Raw genomic sequence first — 16,331 nt, forward strand, 5'->3', positions numbered from 1 at the left:
CCGCCGCTACCCCCGTGGCCGCCATTTCCGAGGAGCAGGCCGCCCTTTCCTCCGCTGCCGCCGTCGCCGCCGGCGCCGGCGCTGCCGCCGACCCCGCCCGCACCACCTGTGCCACCCCGCCCACCGTCCCCGCCGCCACCACCAAAAAATTCGGCATGGGGGCTGCGGCCACCGATACTTCCGCCACCGCCAGTGCCGCCCGCACCACCGGCGCCGCCGGCACCGCCGCCACCGGCGATGCCCCCACTGCCGCCGTTGCCGATGAGCCCCGCATGGCCGCCGGCGCCGCCAGCACCGCCTGCACCGCCCGCTCCGCCGGGGGCGCCCATACCAGCTGTACCTCCGTCGCCGCCATCACCGCCGAAACCCGTGTTTTCACCTGGGCCGCCGTTGCCACCGATGCCGCCGCTGCCGCCGGCGCCGCCAGAAGCGCCGGTGCCACCGCTGCCTCCTGTGCCGCCGCTGCCGCCGCTGCCGCCGCTGCCGATGAGTAGCCCGCCATGACCGCCGGTGCCGCCGGCGCCGCCGGCGCCGCCAGGGCCGCCTGGGACACCACCGTCATGACCGGTGCCGCCGGGCCCGCCGTCGCCACCCAGTCGACCTTGACTTCTCGCTCCGTTAAGTATCGTTCCGCCGTCGCCGCCCGTGCCGCCTTCCCCGCCGGCCTGTCCCGCCGCGGTGCCGTTCAAGCCGGCGCTCCCGTCGAATCCGGTGCCGAAGACAGGATCGGTGATGCCGTCTGGGGGTTTCGGTGGAGGGTCAACCGGCGGATCGAGCCCGGCCGATCCGGTACCTCCAATGCCGCCGGGCCCGCCAGCCCCGCCATTGCCGAACAACCCAGCGTTACCGCCAATTCCGCCGGGCCCGCCGGCGAAGGCGCCAATGCCACCTGCCCCGCCGATACCGCCTGATCCGCCGTTCCCGTAAAGCAGCCCGCCGTTGCCGCCATTGCCGCCGGCACCACCCCCGCCCGTCGATGAGTTCCCACCGACGCCGCCGTTGCCGCCGTGACCGATCAGCCCGGCAGACCCGCCGTTGCCTCCGGGTTTGCCTGGGGCTCCGGACCCGCCGGACCCTCCGTTGCCGATCAAGATTCCTCCGGGCCCGCCGTCTTGCCCGGTGCCCGAGGCACCGTTCACGCCGTCTCCTACAAGAGGGCGCCCCAACAACGCTTGGGTGGGTGCGTTGACCACATTGAGCAAATTCTGCATTGCGCTAGCGGCTTCGGTGGCCACATATGACTCTGCGCTGGCAAAGAGGCTGGCAACGAATCGGTCGTGAAAGGCCGCCGCGCGGACGCTAACCGCTTGATATGACTGGGCATGCGCGGCGAAGACCGCCGCAACAGCCCTCGAGACCTCGTCGCTACCCGCCGCGGCTATGCGCGTTGTTGCCGCCGTTGCGCCGGCATTGGCGGCGTCGATCGCTGAGCCGATGGCGGCTAGCTCCTCACCTGCTGCTGCCAGGAGTTCCGGTGTTGCGATCAGAAGCGTCATATGAAGACCTCAGTAGTAAGGCGGGAATCCGAGGCGCGCCATGAGCCCACGACCCTGACCGTTTACGGCAAGCACAGAGTTTGCGTGATCAATGATGCCCACGCGGCCTTTCGGCAATCGTTCGCGAATTGTGAAATGCACTGGTGGCCAAGCACGTGGTGTAAGAGTTCGTTCGATCGCGTGACCGTTCGGTGGAGTCGACCCCCGATAGTGAACACCGGACTGGTGGGACCGCTGGTCCCGCGGAAAGGATGTCCGTATGTCGAGTAACCGTCGCAAGTACACCCCGGAGTTTCCCAAGCGGGCTGCCCGCCTGGTGGCCGGTGGCTCACGTGGCCGCTGAGGTCGGTGTCAGTGATCAACCGCTGGGCGATGGCTGCGCCTTCGACGCCAAGCGGCCTCGGCTCGCGACACTAGTGCCGTGCTCGATGCCGACGAACGCCGAGCTGGAGCGTATGCGCCGTGAAGCGCCGAATTACGTTTGGACCGTAAGCTTTTGAAATAGCCCGCTCAGTTCCCTTGATTAGGGACTACTTTCGCGATGACCTCATCCCCGCGCAGGAACGTCGACAGCACGACTAGGTGATCGTCGACACCGATTGGCTACCGCTGACCGTGTTCGCGCCGTCGCTCAGCGTTGTGGGGGCGCTGGGGGTCGGCGGCCGCCTCCTGCTGCGCGTGCTGACCGACCGGGCACTGCCGAAAACAGCACGGCATACGCAAGCCCGTCCGCACCGGCACCCGATGCCCGGATCACCGCCGGGGTCGCTGACTGACCCAAAACCTAGTCAGGTACTTCGACCATCCGGCCGCTCGCCGCCAACAGGTTCCTCAGCGGCGAACGAGGTCATGTCGAGGTGCGTTGCTTGATGTCTGTCCGGCTACTCGCGCGGTCGCCTCGGACATGACGGCGACGGTTTGTTCGTCGACGTGCCCGAGATAAGAGGCCGGCGTTACGGCGTCAGCCAGCTTCGGATCGCGGCGCGCAACCAGGGTGGCGAACGACTCGCCACTCTCGATGGAGGCGGTGACCAGCGTTTCCAACTGGTCGTGGGCGGCCTGGCGGCCGAGGACCGGCGCCAACCGCATCATCACCGATTCGGCCATGATCATCCCGTGGGTCCGCTCAAGATTGGCCGCCATTGCCGCGGAGTCCACGTGCAGCCCGGCGAGCACGTCGGCCGCGATGCGAACGGCGCCGCCGCAGACGGCCAGCGCCGGGGCCACCGTGTGCCACTCGAGCGACCACACCGCCGTGGCCCGTTCACAGTCGGCCACGGCGCCGTCGAGTGCAAGGTCCAGGTAGGAGCGGGTCAGCCGCGCGGCTCGGATGAGCTGTTGTGAGCCGATGGGATTGCGTTTCTGCGGCATGGTGCTGCTGACGCCGCGACCCGGTGCGCTGGGCTCGCTCAGCTCGGCAAGCTCGGTCTGGGAACCCACGACGATGTCGAGCCCGATCTTGCCCAGCGAGGCCGCCACCTGCGCGGCCCAGGTGACGACCTCGACGAAGCGATCACGGGTGGCGTGCCAGCTGATTGACGGTGCGGCCAAGCCGAGACGCCGAGCCAGCTCGCGGCGAATGTCCAGACCGTGCGGCGCCATGGAGGCGAGACTGCCGACGGCACCGCCGAGCTGAACCACCGCGACCCGGGGCCGCAGCTCGGCGAGCCGGTCCAGATGGCGCAGCAGCGGGGCGGTCCAGCACGCCACGCGGTACCCGAAGGTGATCGGCAAGGCGTGCTGCAGTTGGCTGCGACCGACCATCAGCTCGCTGCCATGCCGGGTTTCCAGCGTCGTCAGCGCAGCCAACGTTTGCAGGAGATCCCGCTCGATGACGTCAAGTGCCGCGACGATCTGCAGCACCGCAGCGGTGTCCATGATGTCTTGGGTGGTGGCCCCCCAGTGGGCGTACTGGCCGAGACCGTCGGGCACTATCGCGGCAAGTTGTTCGACGAGGCCGACGATCGGATACCCGGCCGCCTCCGTGCGGTCGGCGAGGCGCGCGATGTCGAGGTCCTCAGGCGTTACGGCGCGCAGCGCCGGTGCGACCTCGGCCGGGACCATGTCCAGGTCGGCTTGTGCCGCCGCCAGCTCCGCCTCGACCTGCAGGAACCGCGCCAGCAACCCTCGCTCGCCGAGGATCGCTCGCAGTTCGTCGGTGGTGTGCAAGCCGCCGAGCACTGCGCTGTCCAGCGCAGACAGCGCCGTCGATGGAATCATGGTCACTCCTGTGCGCCGAAGTATGGGGGTCGCGGGCGGCCCCACGTTACACCGGGACAGGAATGCGCGCCCCGCAAATGAAAAGTCGCTGACCTTGTGGGCCCCCACGAGTTCGCGAGCGCAATGGCATGGCGTGGGAGTGAGTCGTCATACCACCAAGTGAAATCGATCGCGTCGTCCACATGGGCGCGGAAATGTGAACGCGTCCAGGCGACTACCCCTACTTGTCCAGATATGCGTCGTGGTCCAGCTCAGGATCGTGTTCCGGACGCCCCGAAACTCGGACGATGAGCTGTTGGGCTAGGCGGTCCGTGAACGACGGGTTGGACTTCAGTGTGCGATTCACGATTCTCGTCAGCAGCCGTGCACGCACTTCGGCGATCTTGCCCCGCGGCGGAGTGATCGCCAGGATCCTGTTCACGATCGTTGAGCGACCCGTCTTGCGTGCCATCGACTAACCTTCCCTGGCCGCGGTCGAAAAGGCTGGTGGCTCAGCGATTTTGACGATTCGGCCGGGGAATCCCTTGAAGTGTGGGATGCCCTGCTCGTGGTCGAGCATCTCAGGATCGTCTCCGCACAGGACGGCGTCGCTGCTGATGAAAGCGCCGGCCAAGTGCTCTTTTCCGCGCAGTTCGGGATACCACCACCCGTGCGGGACGCGGATGTGGCCCTCTTTCATCGATTCCTGGACCAGCACCTGCGCCACGACGGCGCCGTGCGCGGTTTCCAGCCGCGCCCAGTCGTCGTCCACGATGCCCTCCCGAGCCGCGTCGACGGGGTGCAGGAACAGCTTCGGCGAGCGGGCGCGGTTGCGCAGCACGTCGATGTTGCGCTGCCCGGTCTGAAAGAACGGGTCCTCGCGGACGCCGGTGAACACCAGGTACGGGTAGTCGGCGTCCGGCATCGGGGCCTCGCGGTAATACGGCAGTGGGTCAAAACCCAACTCGCCGAGGACACTTGACCGCAGCTCCACCTTGCCCGAGGGGGTGGCGAACCCTGTCTTCTCGTACTTCTTGAAGACCGGGACGTCGGCCTTCATGTAATGCTCATCGGCAAACTGCTTGAACGTCATTCCCGACGGTGAAAGTCGGTAGTCGAGTACGTCTTCGACGGTCTCCCATGGGAAGTACTCGGCGAATCCCATACGGATCGCCAGGTCGCGCCAGAACTGGTAGGTGCTGGACGCCTGTTCCGGCGGCTCGACCACCTTCTCCGACACGGTGAGGCGGGCGACCCAGTTCCAAAAGTCATGGATGTTGTTGCGTTCGCTGAAGACGTCGCCGGGCAGTACGTAGTCGGCCAGCATCGACGTCGGGGTCTGGAAGATCTCATGGGCGACAATCAGATCCTGGTTCATCAGGCCCTGATAGATCTGGTGCTGGTTCGGGTAGCTCAGCAGTGCGTTGTTGCCCAGCGCGACGAACGCCTTGACCGGATAAGGCTTTTCGGTCGCCATGGCGCGAAAGACCGCCGATGGGTTGGCCATGTAGCAGCCCATCACCAGGTCGACGTGCCGATAGCCCCACACCTTTTCGCTGTAGTCGCCGAGTATGTCCTGCGCCCGGTAGGTGTAGACGGGATGTAGGTCTGAGCCCAGCTGCTTGTCCCGCTGTTCCTGGGTGAGCAGCTCATGCATCGCCATCTGCGAGTCGGATATGTAGTCGGGGTTGAACCCGGAAAATGTCTCCCCGCCGGGCACGTCGATATTGCCGGTGATGGCCCGCAGGATGCTTTGCAGACGGATCGCCGACGTCGAGCAGAGCTGCTGGTCGGTGATGGGAGTCCAGGAGGAGGACTACGGCGAGCACCTGGGCATCTATGTCACCGAGGTGCGCTGGTGGGGGGTCCGGCCGCTGTGGTTCGCCTTGTGGTCCGGGGTTTTCGAGCGCTTCCCCCGGCTGCGCTGGGGAGCCACCGAATGCGGCGCGTTTTGGGCCAGCGACCTGCTCTGGCTGATGGACACGCGGTACCTGCGTGAGCACTCGGCCAAGAAGATGAGCCGACGGATGGAGGGCGATCTGACGATGCCGCCCTCGGCGTACTTCGACCGCAACTGCTTTATCGGGGCAACCACCACCGAGCGGCGCGAATTGGCCCGGCGCCACGAGATCGGCGTGTCAAATATTCTGTGGGGCAACGATTTTCCCCATCCGGAAGGGACCTGGCCGCACACCCGCGACTGGCTGAAACGCTCGTTCTGGGACATTCCGGTGGCGGAGACCCGGCAGATCCTGGGCCTGGCGGCAGCGGAGGTGTACAACTTCGACCTGGGCGCGCTGGCCGCCCTGGCCGAGCGCATCGGCCCGACGCCCGAGGACCTGGGACAGGACGACGCGGTGAGCGCCCCCAAGTGGGAGGCGGCCCGGCAGGCCGGACGCCACTGGCTCACGGGTGCCGAGCCGTTGCCCGAGCTGGTGCAGAGCTGAGGGCTGCAATCCGGCGCGGCCACGGCTTGCCAGTTTCCGAACACGCTGACGCAGTGGACCAGCTCAAGACGCTGTCGGCCACGAGCGTCTAATCCAAAGGCGCTCAAGGTTTGACCGCACCTGCTCTGTCTCGGAAGCAAGCGCGACGCGCCCGACCGAGCTGTACACCCGTTCCATGCATGACCGCACCGCCGCAGCCGCACGCCGCTCCCCCATGCCCCACGATGTCACCTCAGCGATTAGATCCTCGACATCAATGGTGTCAATACCTGTCTTGCCGTTGATCACGTGACCTGTGCCCTTGAATGCGGGATCCAGGTACATAACCGGGGCGGCGTCGTAGATCGGGGCCAGCGACACACTTCCATCGCGATCGATCATCACTGAATAGTTCTTCGAGTGCGCATCAGCGTTGCCAATCACAACGTTGAACGTGACAGCCTGTAGCAACGCCAACCGGAATCCGTCCGGATCTGGCGTCCTCGCCCTCTCTGCCAACCTTGGGTGAGGCACTCGCCCCCTGATAATTAGTGACCCGAGGGCGGGGATGGAGAGTTTCCCCGAGATGACGAGCAAGGTGACCGTATTGGCCCCCCCGGTAGGGATCGATGATCCTGGTCGGGTGGATGGCGATAGTACCCAGCGGCCCGATCCGCAGGTGCCCGAGCGGGCGAAACGGCGGACGTTCACCGCCAAGTACAAGTTGGAGATCTTGGCGGCCTATGAGGCTGCGGCCGAGGGTGAGAAGGGCGCGTTGCTGCGCCGTGAGGGCCTGTATTCCAGCCACATCGTTGAGTGGCGGCGGGCCCGCGACGCGTGCGCGTTGGCGGGGTTGGCTGCCCCGCGTGGACGCAAGCGGCGCGACCCACAAGGTGAGCGGATCGCCCAGCTGGAGGCCGAGAAACGCCAACTGGAGCAGGAGCTGGCCAAGGCCCGCTTCGTGGTGGATGTCCAGGCAAAACTGCACGCGCTCTTGGAGACGCTCTCCGAGAGCGCGGAGCCCGAGAACGGGTCGAGGAAGTGAGCGACGCCATGATCGCCGAGCTGGCGCCGGAGATCGGCGTGCGGGGCGCCTGCGATGCCGTGGGTGTGGCCCAGGCCAGCTACTACCGCCGGCACCGGCAAAGCCCGCCTGCGCAGCGGCCGCGGCCGGTCCCGCACAAAGATCGGCCGCAGCCGCGGGCGTTGTCGGCCGCCGAGCGGGCCGCGATCCTCGATGAGTTGCACAGCGAGCGGTTCGTGGACATCTCGCCGACCGAGGTGTGGGCCACCTTGCTCGATGAAGGCCGCTACCTCGGCTCGATATCGACCTTCTACCGGCTGCTACGCCAAGCCGGTGAGAGCCGGGAGCGCCGCCGCCAGGCCACCCACCCGGCGACGGTCAAACCCGAGCTGGTCGCCTTGGCGCCCAACCAGGTGTGGAGCTGGGATATCACCAAACTGCGTGGCCCGGCCAAATGGAGCTGGTACTACCTGTACGTGATCTTGGACATCTTCTCGCGCTACGTGGTCGGATGGATGGTCGCCAGCCGCGAAAGTGCCGCGCTTGCAGAGGTTTTGATCCGCCAGACATGCACCAAGCAGGGCATCGGCCGTGACCAGTTGACCATCCACGCCGACAGGGGCTCGTCGATGACCTCCAAGCCGGTAGCGTTGCTGCTCGCCGACCTTGGTGTCACACAGTCGCATTCGCGTCCGCATGTCTCTGATGACAACCCGTTCAGCGAAGCGCAGTTCAAGACGCTGAAGTACCGGCCCGACTTTCCAGACCGGTTCGACTCGATCGAGGCCGCCCGCAGGCACTGCCAGGTCTTCTTCGGCTGGTACAACGACGAACATCGCCATACCGGGCTGGGCTTACACCTTCCCGCCGACGTGCACTACGGCACCGCTGTCATCATCCGCGCCAAGCGCGCCGGCGTGCTAAACGCCGCTTACGACGCACACCCGGAACGGTTCGTCAGCAAGCCGCCCGAGCCACCGAAACTGCCCAGCGGCTCGTGGATTAACAAGCCCGACGACACCGAGGAGGCCACTCAGTAAATACCGCTCGACGGTGCCTCATTCAGGTTGACAAATTCCGCTACTTCTGGCCTGTTACCTACCAATTCAAATCTGATCGCACTAGCTACCTGAGGATGGGGCAGGGGCACAACGAGCAGACTCTCAGCGGCACGTGCTCAGGCACGTTCACCGAAACGGTGGAAGGCTTCGAAGGACCGGTCGAATGGTCACCCAACGAGTAGGCGCACCTCCGTCGAACGTCCAGCCACTCCGAACATGGAGGCGAGAACCAATGCAGACGACACCCATTCGCGTGGCCACCGACCCATTGCCTGAAGTCACCGCACTGCGTCTTGTCAGCGGCTGCAGTCCGAACAAACAGCCCCTTGGCAAGCCGCCGGTGGCCGAGACCGGCCACGCCATCAACGACGGCAAGGCGCAGATGGTGACGCGACTGAGGCCCAAACTTCTCTTGGCCGCGGCGGCGGGGGCGACCGCATGGCAAATTGCGGGCTGCGCGACTGGCAGCCACCAATCCGTACAACCGACGCCGGCCGAGCCACGCCCCACTGCTCCGGTGTCGACCTCAACCTCCTCCGCGGGTGGCGGCGAGGCGACCTTGCCCCAGCATTTCGAGATTCAGTACGGTGACCTGGTTTCCGACTGCCGTGTCAGCGCGAATTCGGTAACTTGCAACGAAACTTTGAAGAACCTTAAGCCGACAGCGTCGTACACAGGCACGATGACGGGGAAGCTGTCCGGGATGACGGTGACCGGATACGCCAGGTCGTACGCGACGAATCCAGATCCACAAAGTCCCGAATGCACCGGCACCGCCGAGATGTCCGGGCCGATCTCCTACATCTTCCGTCCGGACGGAACCCTTTCGGCGCGTTGGGGCCCCTACCAACGGACCTTCACCAACAGTTGTCTAACCTCCCAGCCACCGCCCAATTCAGGGGAGGACCCGAACCGCGAACCGGTATCTGAGTGGACCGCCACATGGTCGCCAATCCAGTAGGTATGCGTGCAGCGCTCCGAACGGACAGAGTTCTGCGAGCAAGACGAGCAAATTAATACCCTGAACTGGGCAGATACATGGTGGCCAGGGGCGGGATCGAACCGCCGACCTTCCGCTTTTCAGGTGGGCGGAACGGCCGCTGGCCTGCGGCTTAACGACACCCATACGTCAAATACGGCGCGCTGAGCGCGTCTGACGCAGGGTGCTCGTCCGACGATCGGACAAGAACCGGACACGGTGACAGCACTCCCGTCAGGGAACCCATCATCGCCCGTCACCCAGGGACGCGCGCCGCGGGCTCCCGGGGAGCAGGCACCCGATGCCCAGCATCACGAGGTCGAGCGCGCATTCAACGAGCGCGATTGCGGAGCGACCCACTCTTCGCCCGGGCACGACCCGAACGGCCAGCCGGAACACGGACGGAGTCGCGGACGCCGGTAGACCGCGAGGGCCCGAGGCCGGCACGGCCGGAGGGCGCGAGAGCGGTAGCGGTCGGTCGGACGGTGGGAGCGACGTAGACGGTGTTCCGGCTGGGACCAACGGGCTTGTTATATGTGCCAAAAGTGTCCGCGACAGCATCGAGGGCGGCGCCGATGCGGAACTGTCGGCCGCAGATGCGCTGGGGCTGCGGTTCCCGAGCTCCGACTTGGTGGCCTCGGCGGCAGCGCTGTTTGAGCCGGCACAGCCATGGGCAGACGGGCAAGACCGTCTCGGGGTGGAACCGGAGTCCGGCCGGTTCCGGATCACGATCGGCCCCGGTGTAGTCCGCCTCGGCTGGACCAGTCCTGTGCGTGCGGAGAAGGCATCGGAGCGGTCAGTCGACCGTCACCGGCTGGATGTGGCCGCCGAGGAGGACCGCATAAAGACGGGCCGTAACATGTCCAACCCGCCTGGGCGAGCGATCACGGAATGGTCTCGCAAATCTCGTGCCGCGATGTGCCGCACCTTCGCCGAGCTCGACTACACACCGCTGGTGGAATGCGGCCGTGTGCCAGCGATGGTGACCCTGACCTACCCAGGCGAATGGCAATCCGTTGCGCCAGACGGCGCCAGTGTGAAACGACATATGGCCTTGTGGCGCAAGCGGTTTCAACGCGAATGGGGTGAACCGGCCCGCTATATCTGGAAGCTCGAATTTCAACGCCGCGGCGCACCACACATTCACTTGTGGATGACTCCGCCGCCCGCTGTGGGGCGATCAGGTCGCACGTTCCGAGACTGGCTGTCGCAGGAATGGGCAAACATTGTCGGCCATCCAGATCCGGAACAACGCGCGCGTCACTTGCTCGCCGGCACGGGGATCGACATCCTCAACGGATTGCGTGCGTGCGATCCCAAGCGCCTGGCCATTTACTTCACCAAACATTCTTCGCCGAATACGTTGGGCGACAAGGAATACCAGCATGTCGTGCCTGAGTTGTGGCAGCAGCCCGGACGTGGTCCCGGAAGGTTCTGGGGCGTCTACGGACTCAAAAAGGCCATCGCGGTCGTCGAGATCGCCCAGGACGCGTACCTGGCAGCGCGCCGAATCGTGCGGCGGTGGTCACGTAGCCAAGCGATCTACAGCAATCCTGCCAGCAGCTTCCCCACCGCCGTCGTGCCGCGCACGGCCACTCGGCTGGTCCCACGTGTTGGTCGGAACACCGGTGCCGTGACTCATCGGAGGGTGCGACGACGACGAGCCTTCTGCAACCAAGGCGGCGTCGCCGGCGGATACGCGCTAGTGAATGACGGGCCGGCGTTCGCATCCCGACTCGCGACAGCGTTACTTGGCACGGCGGTTAACACGCTTGCGGCACCTCACCCCGGCAATTGCGTGTGATTGCGCAACGCCTCGGTGGCGGCTTGAGCCGCGCCGCAGGCTTCGGTGAAGGCATGACGAGCTCTGTCGAACGCCTCCATCACTTCGAGAGCGTGATTGGGGTTGATAATCGCCCAGTTCAGCCTCGTAGACAAAGAACGGACGATGTCGGCGATCGTCAAACCTGTGCCAGCCAGCCGATTGACAACCCAGTTGACCACCGCGGGATCGCCCACATCGGCTCCGAAGGCATCAATGTCGAGCGACAACGTGCACATTTGCGCATGCAGATATTCGGCCTGTGCGACGAAGGGTGCCGAGTCGCCCCAACGCGCGAAGTCAGGGACACCGGGTTCAGTGGGCTGGCCGGGCGGCGTGGGCCAGAGTTCTCGAACCATCCCCAAAGTGTAGGCATGAACGACCGCCAGGGTGGCCGTCATGCTGGCCACCGTATGGACGATGACGAACGCGGGGGCCCCTCGACCAAATAGCAAAGAACCCGGGTCGACCGCGAGGGTCGAATACCGGGCTCTTCTGAATTCTCAACCAGAACATCCCTGGGGATGCAACTCTGGCCTTTATGTAGAGGATTCTACACGGCCGCCGTGTCGACCAGCAACGCCGTGGTTGACTGCCTGCATGGCGGTGCCGTACGGGCCTTGGGTCGAGAGCTGGTTTAGTTCCGACCGGTTCGCAACCTACTTGAGAATGGCGGGCCACGACAGGTCTCGTGCCTTGGCGTTGTACGAATGGAGCACCAGCCTGAACGCTGCCCTGCTGCACGACTTCGCCCACCTGGAGGTCGGACTCCGAAACATGTATGACACCGCTCTAAAGGGGGCGGTCGCAGGTGGCGACATCCACTGGCTCGACAGCACTTCGGCCGATCACCTGTTCCCCCGAAGTGTGGCCGGGAACGCACGAACGCATCGCGACATCGCCACTGCGCGTGACAATGCTGGCGGGAACGCGGCGCCGGCCGGCAAGGTGATTGCCGAGCTAACGTTCGGTTTCTGGGTCTTCCTAACGTCACGTCGGCACGAACCTCTCGTCTGGCTGCCGCATCTAGCACACGCTTACCCCAGCGGAACCCACCGCGTGCAACTGCACAATGGTTTGAGTGACCTTTTGAAGGCCCGCAATCGGGTTGCTCATCATGAGCCGGCGACCGCTCGTTCGGGGCGCGAGATAATCCGCCGAATCCGCGGTCACGCCCGATACATATCGGCGGAGCTTGCCCAACACATCGATGCAACGAGCACCGTCGAAACCATCATTCGGAACCGGCCATAGCCAACTGTCGCGGCGAAGGCCAGAAGTCGGCCCTGTGATGGTGTGATCGTGGCATGACGGACGTTCAGGTGGAGCTGCCCACCAGCGAAGCGAATCGACTCCGAAAGTGGGGATCTCTGTGGCTGGACCTTCTCCGCGCCGATATGGTCCTGCATGAACGTCAAAACCTACCGGAGACCGCCGCCAACGCCTTCACACGGCGCGCTCTGTGGGAGTCTGCGGTCATCACCTATGGGCGCATGGCGTTCAGCGACAAGAAGCGCAAGCTTGCCCATGACGAGTTGCTGAGAGTATCTGGAGGAGAGAAGGCGGTAGCATTCCACGACCAGCTCACCCGCTGGCGCCACGACCACTGTAGGTTCCAGTTTTACGTGGCGGATTTCCAAACTTCGTGACGTAGAAATGGCGGATCCGCCACAAAGATGGGAAAACGAGTTAGTAGCGCTAGGCATTGGGTGTTGCGCTGGCTCTGCTCAGCCACTCTTAGTGTGGCATCATTGAACGTGTGAAGTGTGTTCTGCTGCAGGCACATTGGCGGTTGTAATTGCCGAATCGCCCTGCGTCCGCTAGGCAGTCTCGGGTAGGGCATATCTGACCGGCGTAGATTGCCAATGACGTGCGTATCCCGTCCTTCATGAGGGACAGCAGGCGCAGGTCAGCCATAGCCACACAGTCCCTCGTCCGCTACACAGCAGCCAGTGCGCTGTGAAATCCTGCCGCCGTTGCTCGTGTTGGTCGGGTGGACGTATTCCGAACCCGCGGTATTCCTGCGAGATGTCGTGCCGGGCTTGCCGGTCCCAGATTGGTCCCCCAGGGGCAGCTAGCGTGGCCGTAAGCCGATAAACGCGACGTCGTGGATTGTTCGCGCGATTAGCTCTTCGTTGAGCGCATCGTCGGTGATGAGGTAGGTCAGTGCGCTGATCGTGACCGCACCGAATAGGGCGATGGCGGCAGCTCTGGGTTTGTCGAGTGCCACGAGTGAGCCGTCGGCGGCACCCGCCCGAAGCAAGGTCTCGACGGGTTCGAAGTAGGCAGTGGTGATCATGTCCGCGATGGCGGGCATGCGGGCGGCGCGGCCCAGTTCCCCGATGAGGGCGCGACAGACCGCGGGCCGCTGGGCCATCACGCGCAGTTGAGCATTGATGACGGTGTGCAGGCGTTGGGCGGCGGTGCCGTCTGCCTCGACGATCGCGGTGACCTCGTCCGCGACGTGTTGTAGGACGTCTTCGAGCAGGAAGGCGAGTATTTCTTCTTTACCGGCGAAGTAGTAGTAGAGCGTGGCCTTGGCGATGCCCGTGGTCGCGGCCACGTCTTCGATCTTTGTGTCGTTGAGTCCGCGCTCGGCAAAGAGTTCGGCCGCAGCCGGCAACCGTTCGGAAATCTGAGCGGGAATCTTACGCATAAAGTCCTCCCCTCGGTTTAAACTCTCAGTCTAAACCGGTGTTCTGCAATGTGGCAGGAGACGCTCATGTCGACCGTACAACTTCGCTACGACCCCTTTGACCCGGAAATTCAGGATGACCCCTACCCCGTCTACCGGCAGCTACGCGACGACGCACCCGTCTACCACGCCACCGATACCAACACGTGGGTACTGAGTCGCCACGCAGATGTCATCAGCGCGCTGCTGGACCATCACAGCTACTCGTCGGTCGACGGAGTATTTCCGACTCCGCCGGGCTCGACTTTTCGCGAATCGCTGCTGCCGATGATGATTTTGATGGATCCCCCGCGACACGATCAGCTGCGGGCATTGGTGAGCAAAGCCTTCACACCACGCCGAATCGCGGCGCTGACGTCCGCGATCGAGGACCTCGCTGATCACTTGACGGGCGGCCTAATACAGGAAGCAGGTTCGGCCGATTTCGTCGCCGACTTCGCAGCTGTACTACCAGCGATGGTGATCGCTGATTTGCTCGGTGTGCCGCGCGAGGACCGCACACAATTTCGGCAATGGTCGAACGCGCTGGTGCAATCCAATCCCACCCACGGCGAGACCGGCGAGGCTTTGGCAGCCGCGGCCGCGATCTATGGGTACTTCACCGATTTCCTCGCCGACCGCCGCCGCCAACCGCGCGACGACTTGATGTCAGCGTTGGTGTGTGCCGAGATCGACGGAAAGCACCTCAGTGACGACGAACTGCTTGGCTTTTGCCTGCTGCTGCTGATCGCGGGTCATGAGACGACGTCGAATCTGCTGGCCAACGCCGCGGTGGTACTGGCCGACTATCGCGACACCCGCCGCCAGCTGGCTGGCGATGAGAGCTTGCTCGGGGCAGCCGTTGAGGAGTTGCTGCGGTATGACTCACCGGCGCAAGGACTTTCGCGAACGTTGACCCGCGACGTCACAGTGCATGGCGTCAGGATGTCCGCCGGTGAATCGGTGCTGTTGTTGTTCGGCTCGGCTAATCGTGACGAACGCGTGTTCGCCGATCCCGACGTATTTGATATCGGGCGCAAACCCGAACACCAAGTGGCATTCGGCAGGGGCATTCACTTCTGCCTCGGCGCGTCGTTAGCGCGGATGGAGGCCCGGATTGCGTTGCGTGCCCTGCTGGCCCGGGTGCCCAACTGGGAGGTCGACCTAGAGCGCGCGCAACGCCTGCGGTCGGGCCCCATCCGAGGTTATCTGTCGTTGCCGATCTCGTGGTCGGCGAATTAGCCGCGCTGCAGGCTAGTCGGAGCCGCTGCGGCGCGAAACTGGTTTACGGCTGACGGCCCGCTGTGCGGGTTTATCTGCCTGGCGGCGGTGCGCGACGAGGAAGTCATCGACGATGCGCTCGCAGTCTTGACGATCGATGGCACGCAGCCCGGTGAGGCGGGCGAACGCCACAGGCCCGATGAGTTGACACAGGATCAGCTCCATGTCGAAGTCATCCAGGTCGGCGCGAGCTTCGGGGCTTTGCAACAGGGCAACGAACGGTTGTCGATATTGGTCGATGATCCGCGCGCGCAGCGCGTGTCGGTCCTGGGTTTCCTGGGTGCCGTCGGGTGTTGGGCCAAGCGCGACCCAAGCCAGGGTGGTGACATGCAGCGGGGCTTCCTGGAACAGCGTGGCCTGTCGGCTCAACAGTTCGATGAGTTGGTCGCGCATAGATCCCGTCGCCGGTGGCGGGTGGACTTGCGGCAGGAGCCGCTCAAATGTGGCGGCCAGCAGTTGGGTGGAGCTGCTGAAGTGGCGGTACAGGGTCGTCCGCGCGACTTTGGAGGCCTTGGTGACGGCATCGATGGTGACGGCTTCGATGCCGCCGGCGCTCAGGAGTTTGGTGGCCGCATCCAAGAGCCGGGTTCGTGAGCGCAGCCGGCGCGGGTCAACGTCGTCATCGTCGTCGACCGGGAATTCCAGGGTGTCACGCTCCACGTAGTCACCGTAAACCTCACGCGTACCCAGCCCGCACCGAATCGCCCCTGCATCGGTCGATTGATCTGGACTCTAGGCAACTAATGCTACCTATAGTAGCGTAGCGCTACTACTAGTACCCTTTCTTGTAGGGGTCTGTGCGGGGAAGGAGGGAGCATGATCGGGCAGTGGGTCGGACAATCCCGGGTTGAGCAGCCCCAGGGCGTGGCTACCACAGGCCGATTCGTGTGGCGGACGAACGAACTCTGCCGGCGGGCGCGAGGGGGAATCGTGCACTCGGGCGGGGCTGGTCGGCGATGAATGTCGCGCTTGCGCTAACCAAGACGCATGTGTGGGCGCTCGGGGTTCGCGATTTCAGGCTGGCCCGCCGCGCTATCACCCGGCGCCTACACCCACGGCCGCCGGTCGACGACCAAGGCCGCGTTCGTCCCCGTCACTACCCCCCTCGCTCGTGCTCTTACTTGGACGACGAGTTGATGAACCGGGAAATGTATGACCACGTGCGCGAGGAGCCAATCAGGTTGATATCCCGGCTGGGATTTCGCCTGCGCCGTTGATGAAACTATCACAGTGCGGAGTGCATCGTTATTGCCAAATCAACTGTGCGCAAAGGGATCACGTATCGCTATACCGGACATGCTGGACAGTCGACGGCGCGTTGGCCACCGCCCGAAGCTGCTGGTTGCGCGGCGGCGATCGGAGTGATTCG

General features: G+C 64.6%; 14 protein-coding genes and 1 pseudogene. 7 read left to right on the plus strand and 8 right to left on the minus strand.

Features of this window, described 5'->3' with window-relative positions:
- The 4 genes from B4U45_RS10235 to B4U45_RS10250 all read right to left on the minus strand — a co-directional run.
- Positions 1-1,496 (minus strand): PE family protein (locus B4U45_RS10235; RefSeq protein WP_219859392.1); only part of this gene is annotated, 1,496 nt, incomplete at its 3' end.
- Between the two features lie 831 nt (positions 1,497-2,327).
- Positions 2,328-3,716, minus strand: a complete 1,389-nt coding sequence (locus B4U45_RS10240; RefSeq protein ID WP_075545075.1) for a class-II fumarase/aspartase family protein — start codon at positions 3,714-3,716, stop codon at positions 2,328-2,330.
- 220 nt (positions 3,717-3,936) lie between these two features.
- A complete protein-coding gene (locus B4U45_RS10245) occupies positions 3,937-4,167 on the minus strand; it encodes a hypothetical protein (protein WP_075545073.1) in 231 nt (76 codons plus the stop codon).
- A gap of 3 nt (positions 4,168-4,170) precedes the next feature.
- Complete coding sequence (locus B4U45_RS10250) at positions 4,171-5,415, minus strand: molybdopterin dinucleotide binding domain-containing protein (protein WP_198929501.1); 1,245 nt, start codon at positions 5,413-5,415, stop codon at positions 4,171-4,173.
- Between the two features lie 88 nt (positions 5,416-5,503).
- Between B4U45_RS10250 and B4U45_RS10255 the strand changes: the two are divergent.
- Positions 5,504-6,142: pseudogene (locus tag B4U45_RS10255) on the plus strand (amidohydrolase family protein); the annotation flags it as partial.
- A 63-nt stretch (positions 6,143-6,205) separates the two neighbouring features.
- Here B4U45_RS10255 and B4U45_RS29125 read toward each other — a convergent pair.
- Positions 6,206-6,598, minus strand: a complete 393-nt coding sequence (locus B4U45_RS29125; protein ID WP_232341708.1) for a HipA domain-containing protein — start codon at positions 6,596-6,598, stop codon at positions 6,206-6,208.
- Between the two features lie 166 nt (positions 6,599-6,764).
- On the opposite strand from B4U45_RS29125, the gene B4U45_RS10265 reads away from it, so the two are divergent.
- From B4U45_RS10265 to B4U45_RS10275, 3 genes are all read left to right on the plus strand, one after another.
- A protein-coding gene (locus B4U45_RS10265; RefSeq protein ID WP_423734687.1) for an IS3 family transposase occupies positions 6,765-8,185 on the plus strand; the annotation gives its coding sequence in 2 pieces (ribosomal slippage) (positions 6,765-7,098 and positions 7,098-8,185; 1,422 coding nt in all).
- Between the two features lie 253 nt (positions 8,186-8,438).
- Positions 8,439-9,167 (plus strand): hypothetical protein, encoded by a 729-nt coding sequence (locus tag B4U45_RS10270; protein ID WP_075549138.1) that lies wholly within the window; start codon positions 8,439-8,441, stop codon positions 9,165-9,167.
- Between the two features lie 319 nt (positions 9,168-9,486).
- Complete coding sequence (locus B4U45_RS10275; RefSeq protein ID WP_012396365.1) at positions 9,487-10,989, plus strand: rolling circle replication-associated protein; 1,503 nt, start codon at positions 9,487-9,489, stop codon at positions 10,987-10,989.
- On the opposite strand, the gene B4U45_RS29130 is transcribed toward B4U45_RS10275, so the two are convergent.
- The gene (locus B4U45_RS29130; protein ID WP_012396366.1) at positions 10,968-11,408 is read right to left on the minus strand and encodes a hypothetical protein; all 441 of its coding nucleotides are present in this window, start codon (positions 11,406-11,408) and stop codon (positions 10,968-10,970) included. The genes B4U45_RS10275 and B4U45_RS29130 overlap by 22 nt on opposite strands.
- A gap of 295 nt (positions 11,409-11,703) precedes the next feature.
- On the opposite strand from B4U45_RS29130, the gene B4U45_RS10285 reads away from it, so the two are divergent.
- Together B4U45_RS10285 and B4U45_RS10290 are read left to right on the plus strand one after the other, a co-directional pair.
- A complete protein-coding gene (locus B4U45_RS10285; RefSeq protein ID WP_014941276.1) occupies positions 11,704-12,261 on the plus strand; it encodes a CAAX protease in 558 nt (185 codons plus the stop codon).
- A gap of 53 nt (positions 12,262-12,314) precedes the next feature.
- Positions 12,315-12,656, plus strand: a complete 342-nt coding sequence (locus B4U45_RS10290) for a hypothetical protein (RefSeq protein ID WP_012396368.1) — start codon at positions 12,315-12,317, stop codon at positions 12,654-12,656.
- A 425-nt stretch (positions 12,657-13,081) separates the two neighbouring features.
- Here B4U45_RS10290 and B4U45_RS10295 read toward each other — a convergent pair whose 3' ends face one another.
- Positions 13,082-13,663: a TetR/AcrR family transcriptional regulator gene (locus B4U45_RS10295; RefSeq protein WP_012396369.1), complete on the minus strand. Its 582-nt coding sequence runs from the start codon at positions 13,661-13,663 to the stop codon at positions 13,082-13,084.
- 66 nt (positions 13,664-13,729) lie between these two features.
- Between B4U45_RS10295 and B4U45_RS10300 the strand changes: the two genes are divergently transcribed.
- A complete protein-coding gene (locus B4U45_RS10300) occupies positions 13,730-14,923 on the plus strand; it encodes a cytochrome P450 (protein ID WP_031349045.1) in 1,194 nt (397 codons plus the stop codon).
- Positions 14,924-14,935: 12 nt separating this feature from the next.
- On the opposite strand, the gene B4U45_RS10305 is transcribed toward B4U45_RS10300, so the two are convergent.
- Positions 14,936-15,622, minus strand: a complete 687-nt coding sequence (locus tag B4U45_RS10305) for a TetR/AcrR family transcriptional regulator (RefSeq protein WP_012396371.1) — start codon at positions 15,620-15,622, stop codon at positions 14,936-14,938.
- Positions 15,623-16,331: the final 709 nt, after the last annotated feature.

The sequence above is a fragment of the Mycobacterium persicum genome (genome assembly GCF_002086915.1).
GTDB classification, from domain to species: domain Bacteria; phylum Actinomycetota; class Actinomycetes; order Mycobacteriales; family Mycobacteriaceae; genus Mycobacterium; species Mycobacterium persicum.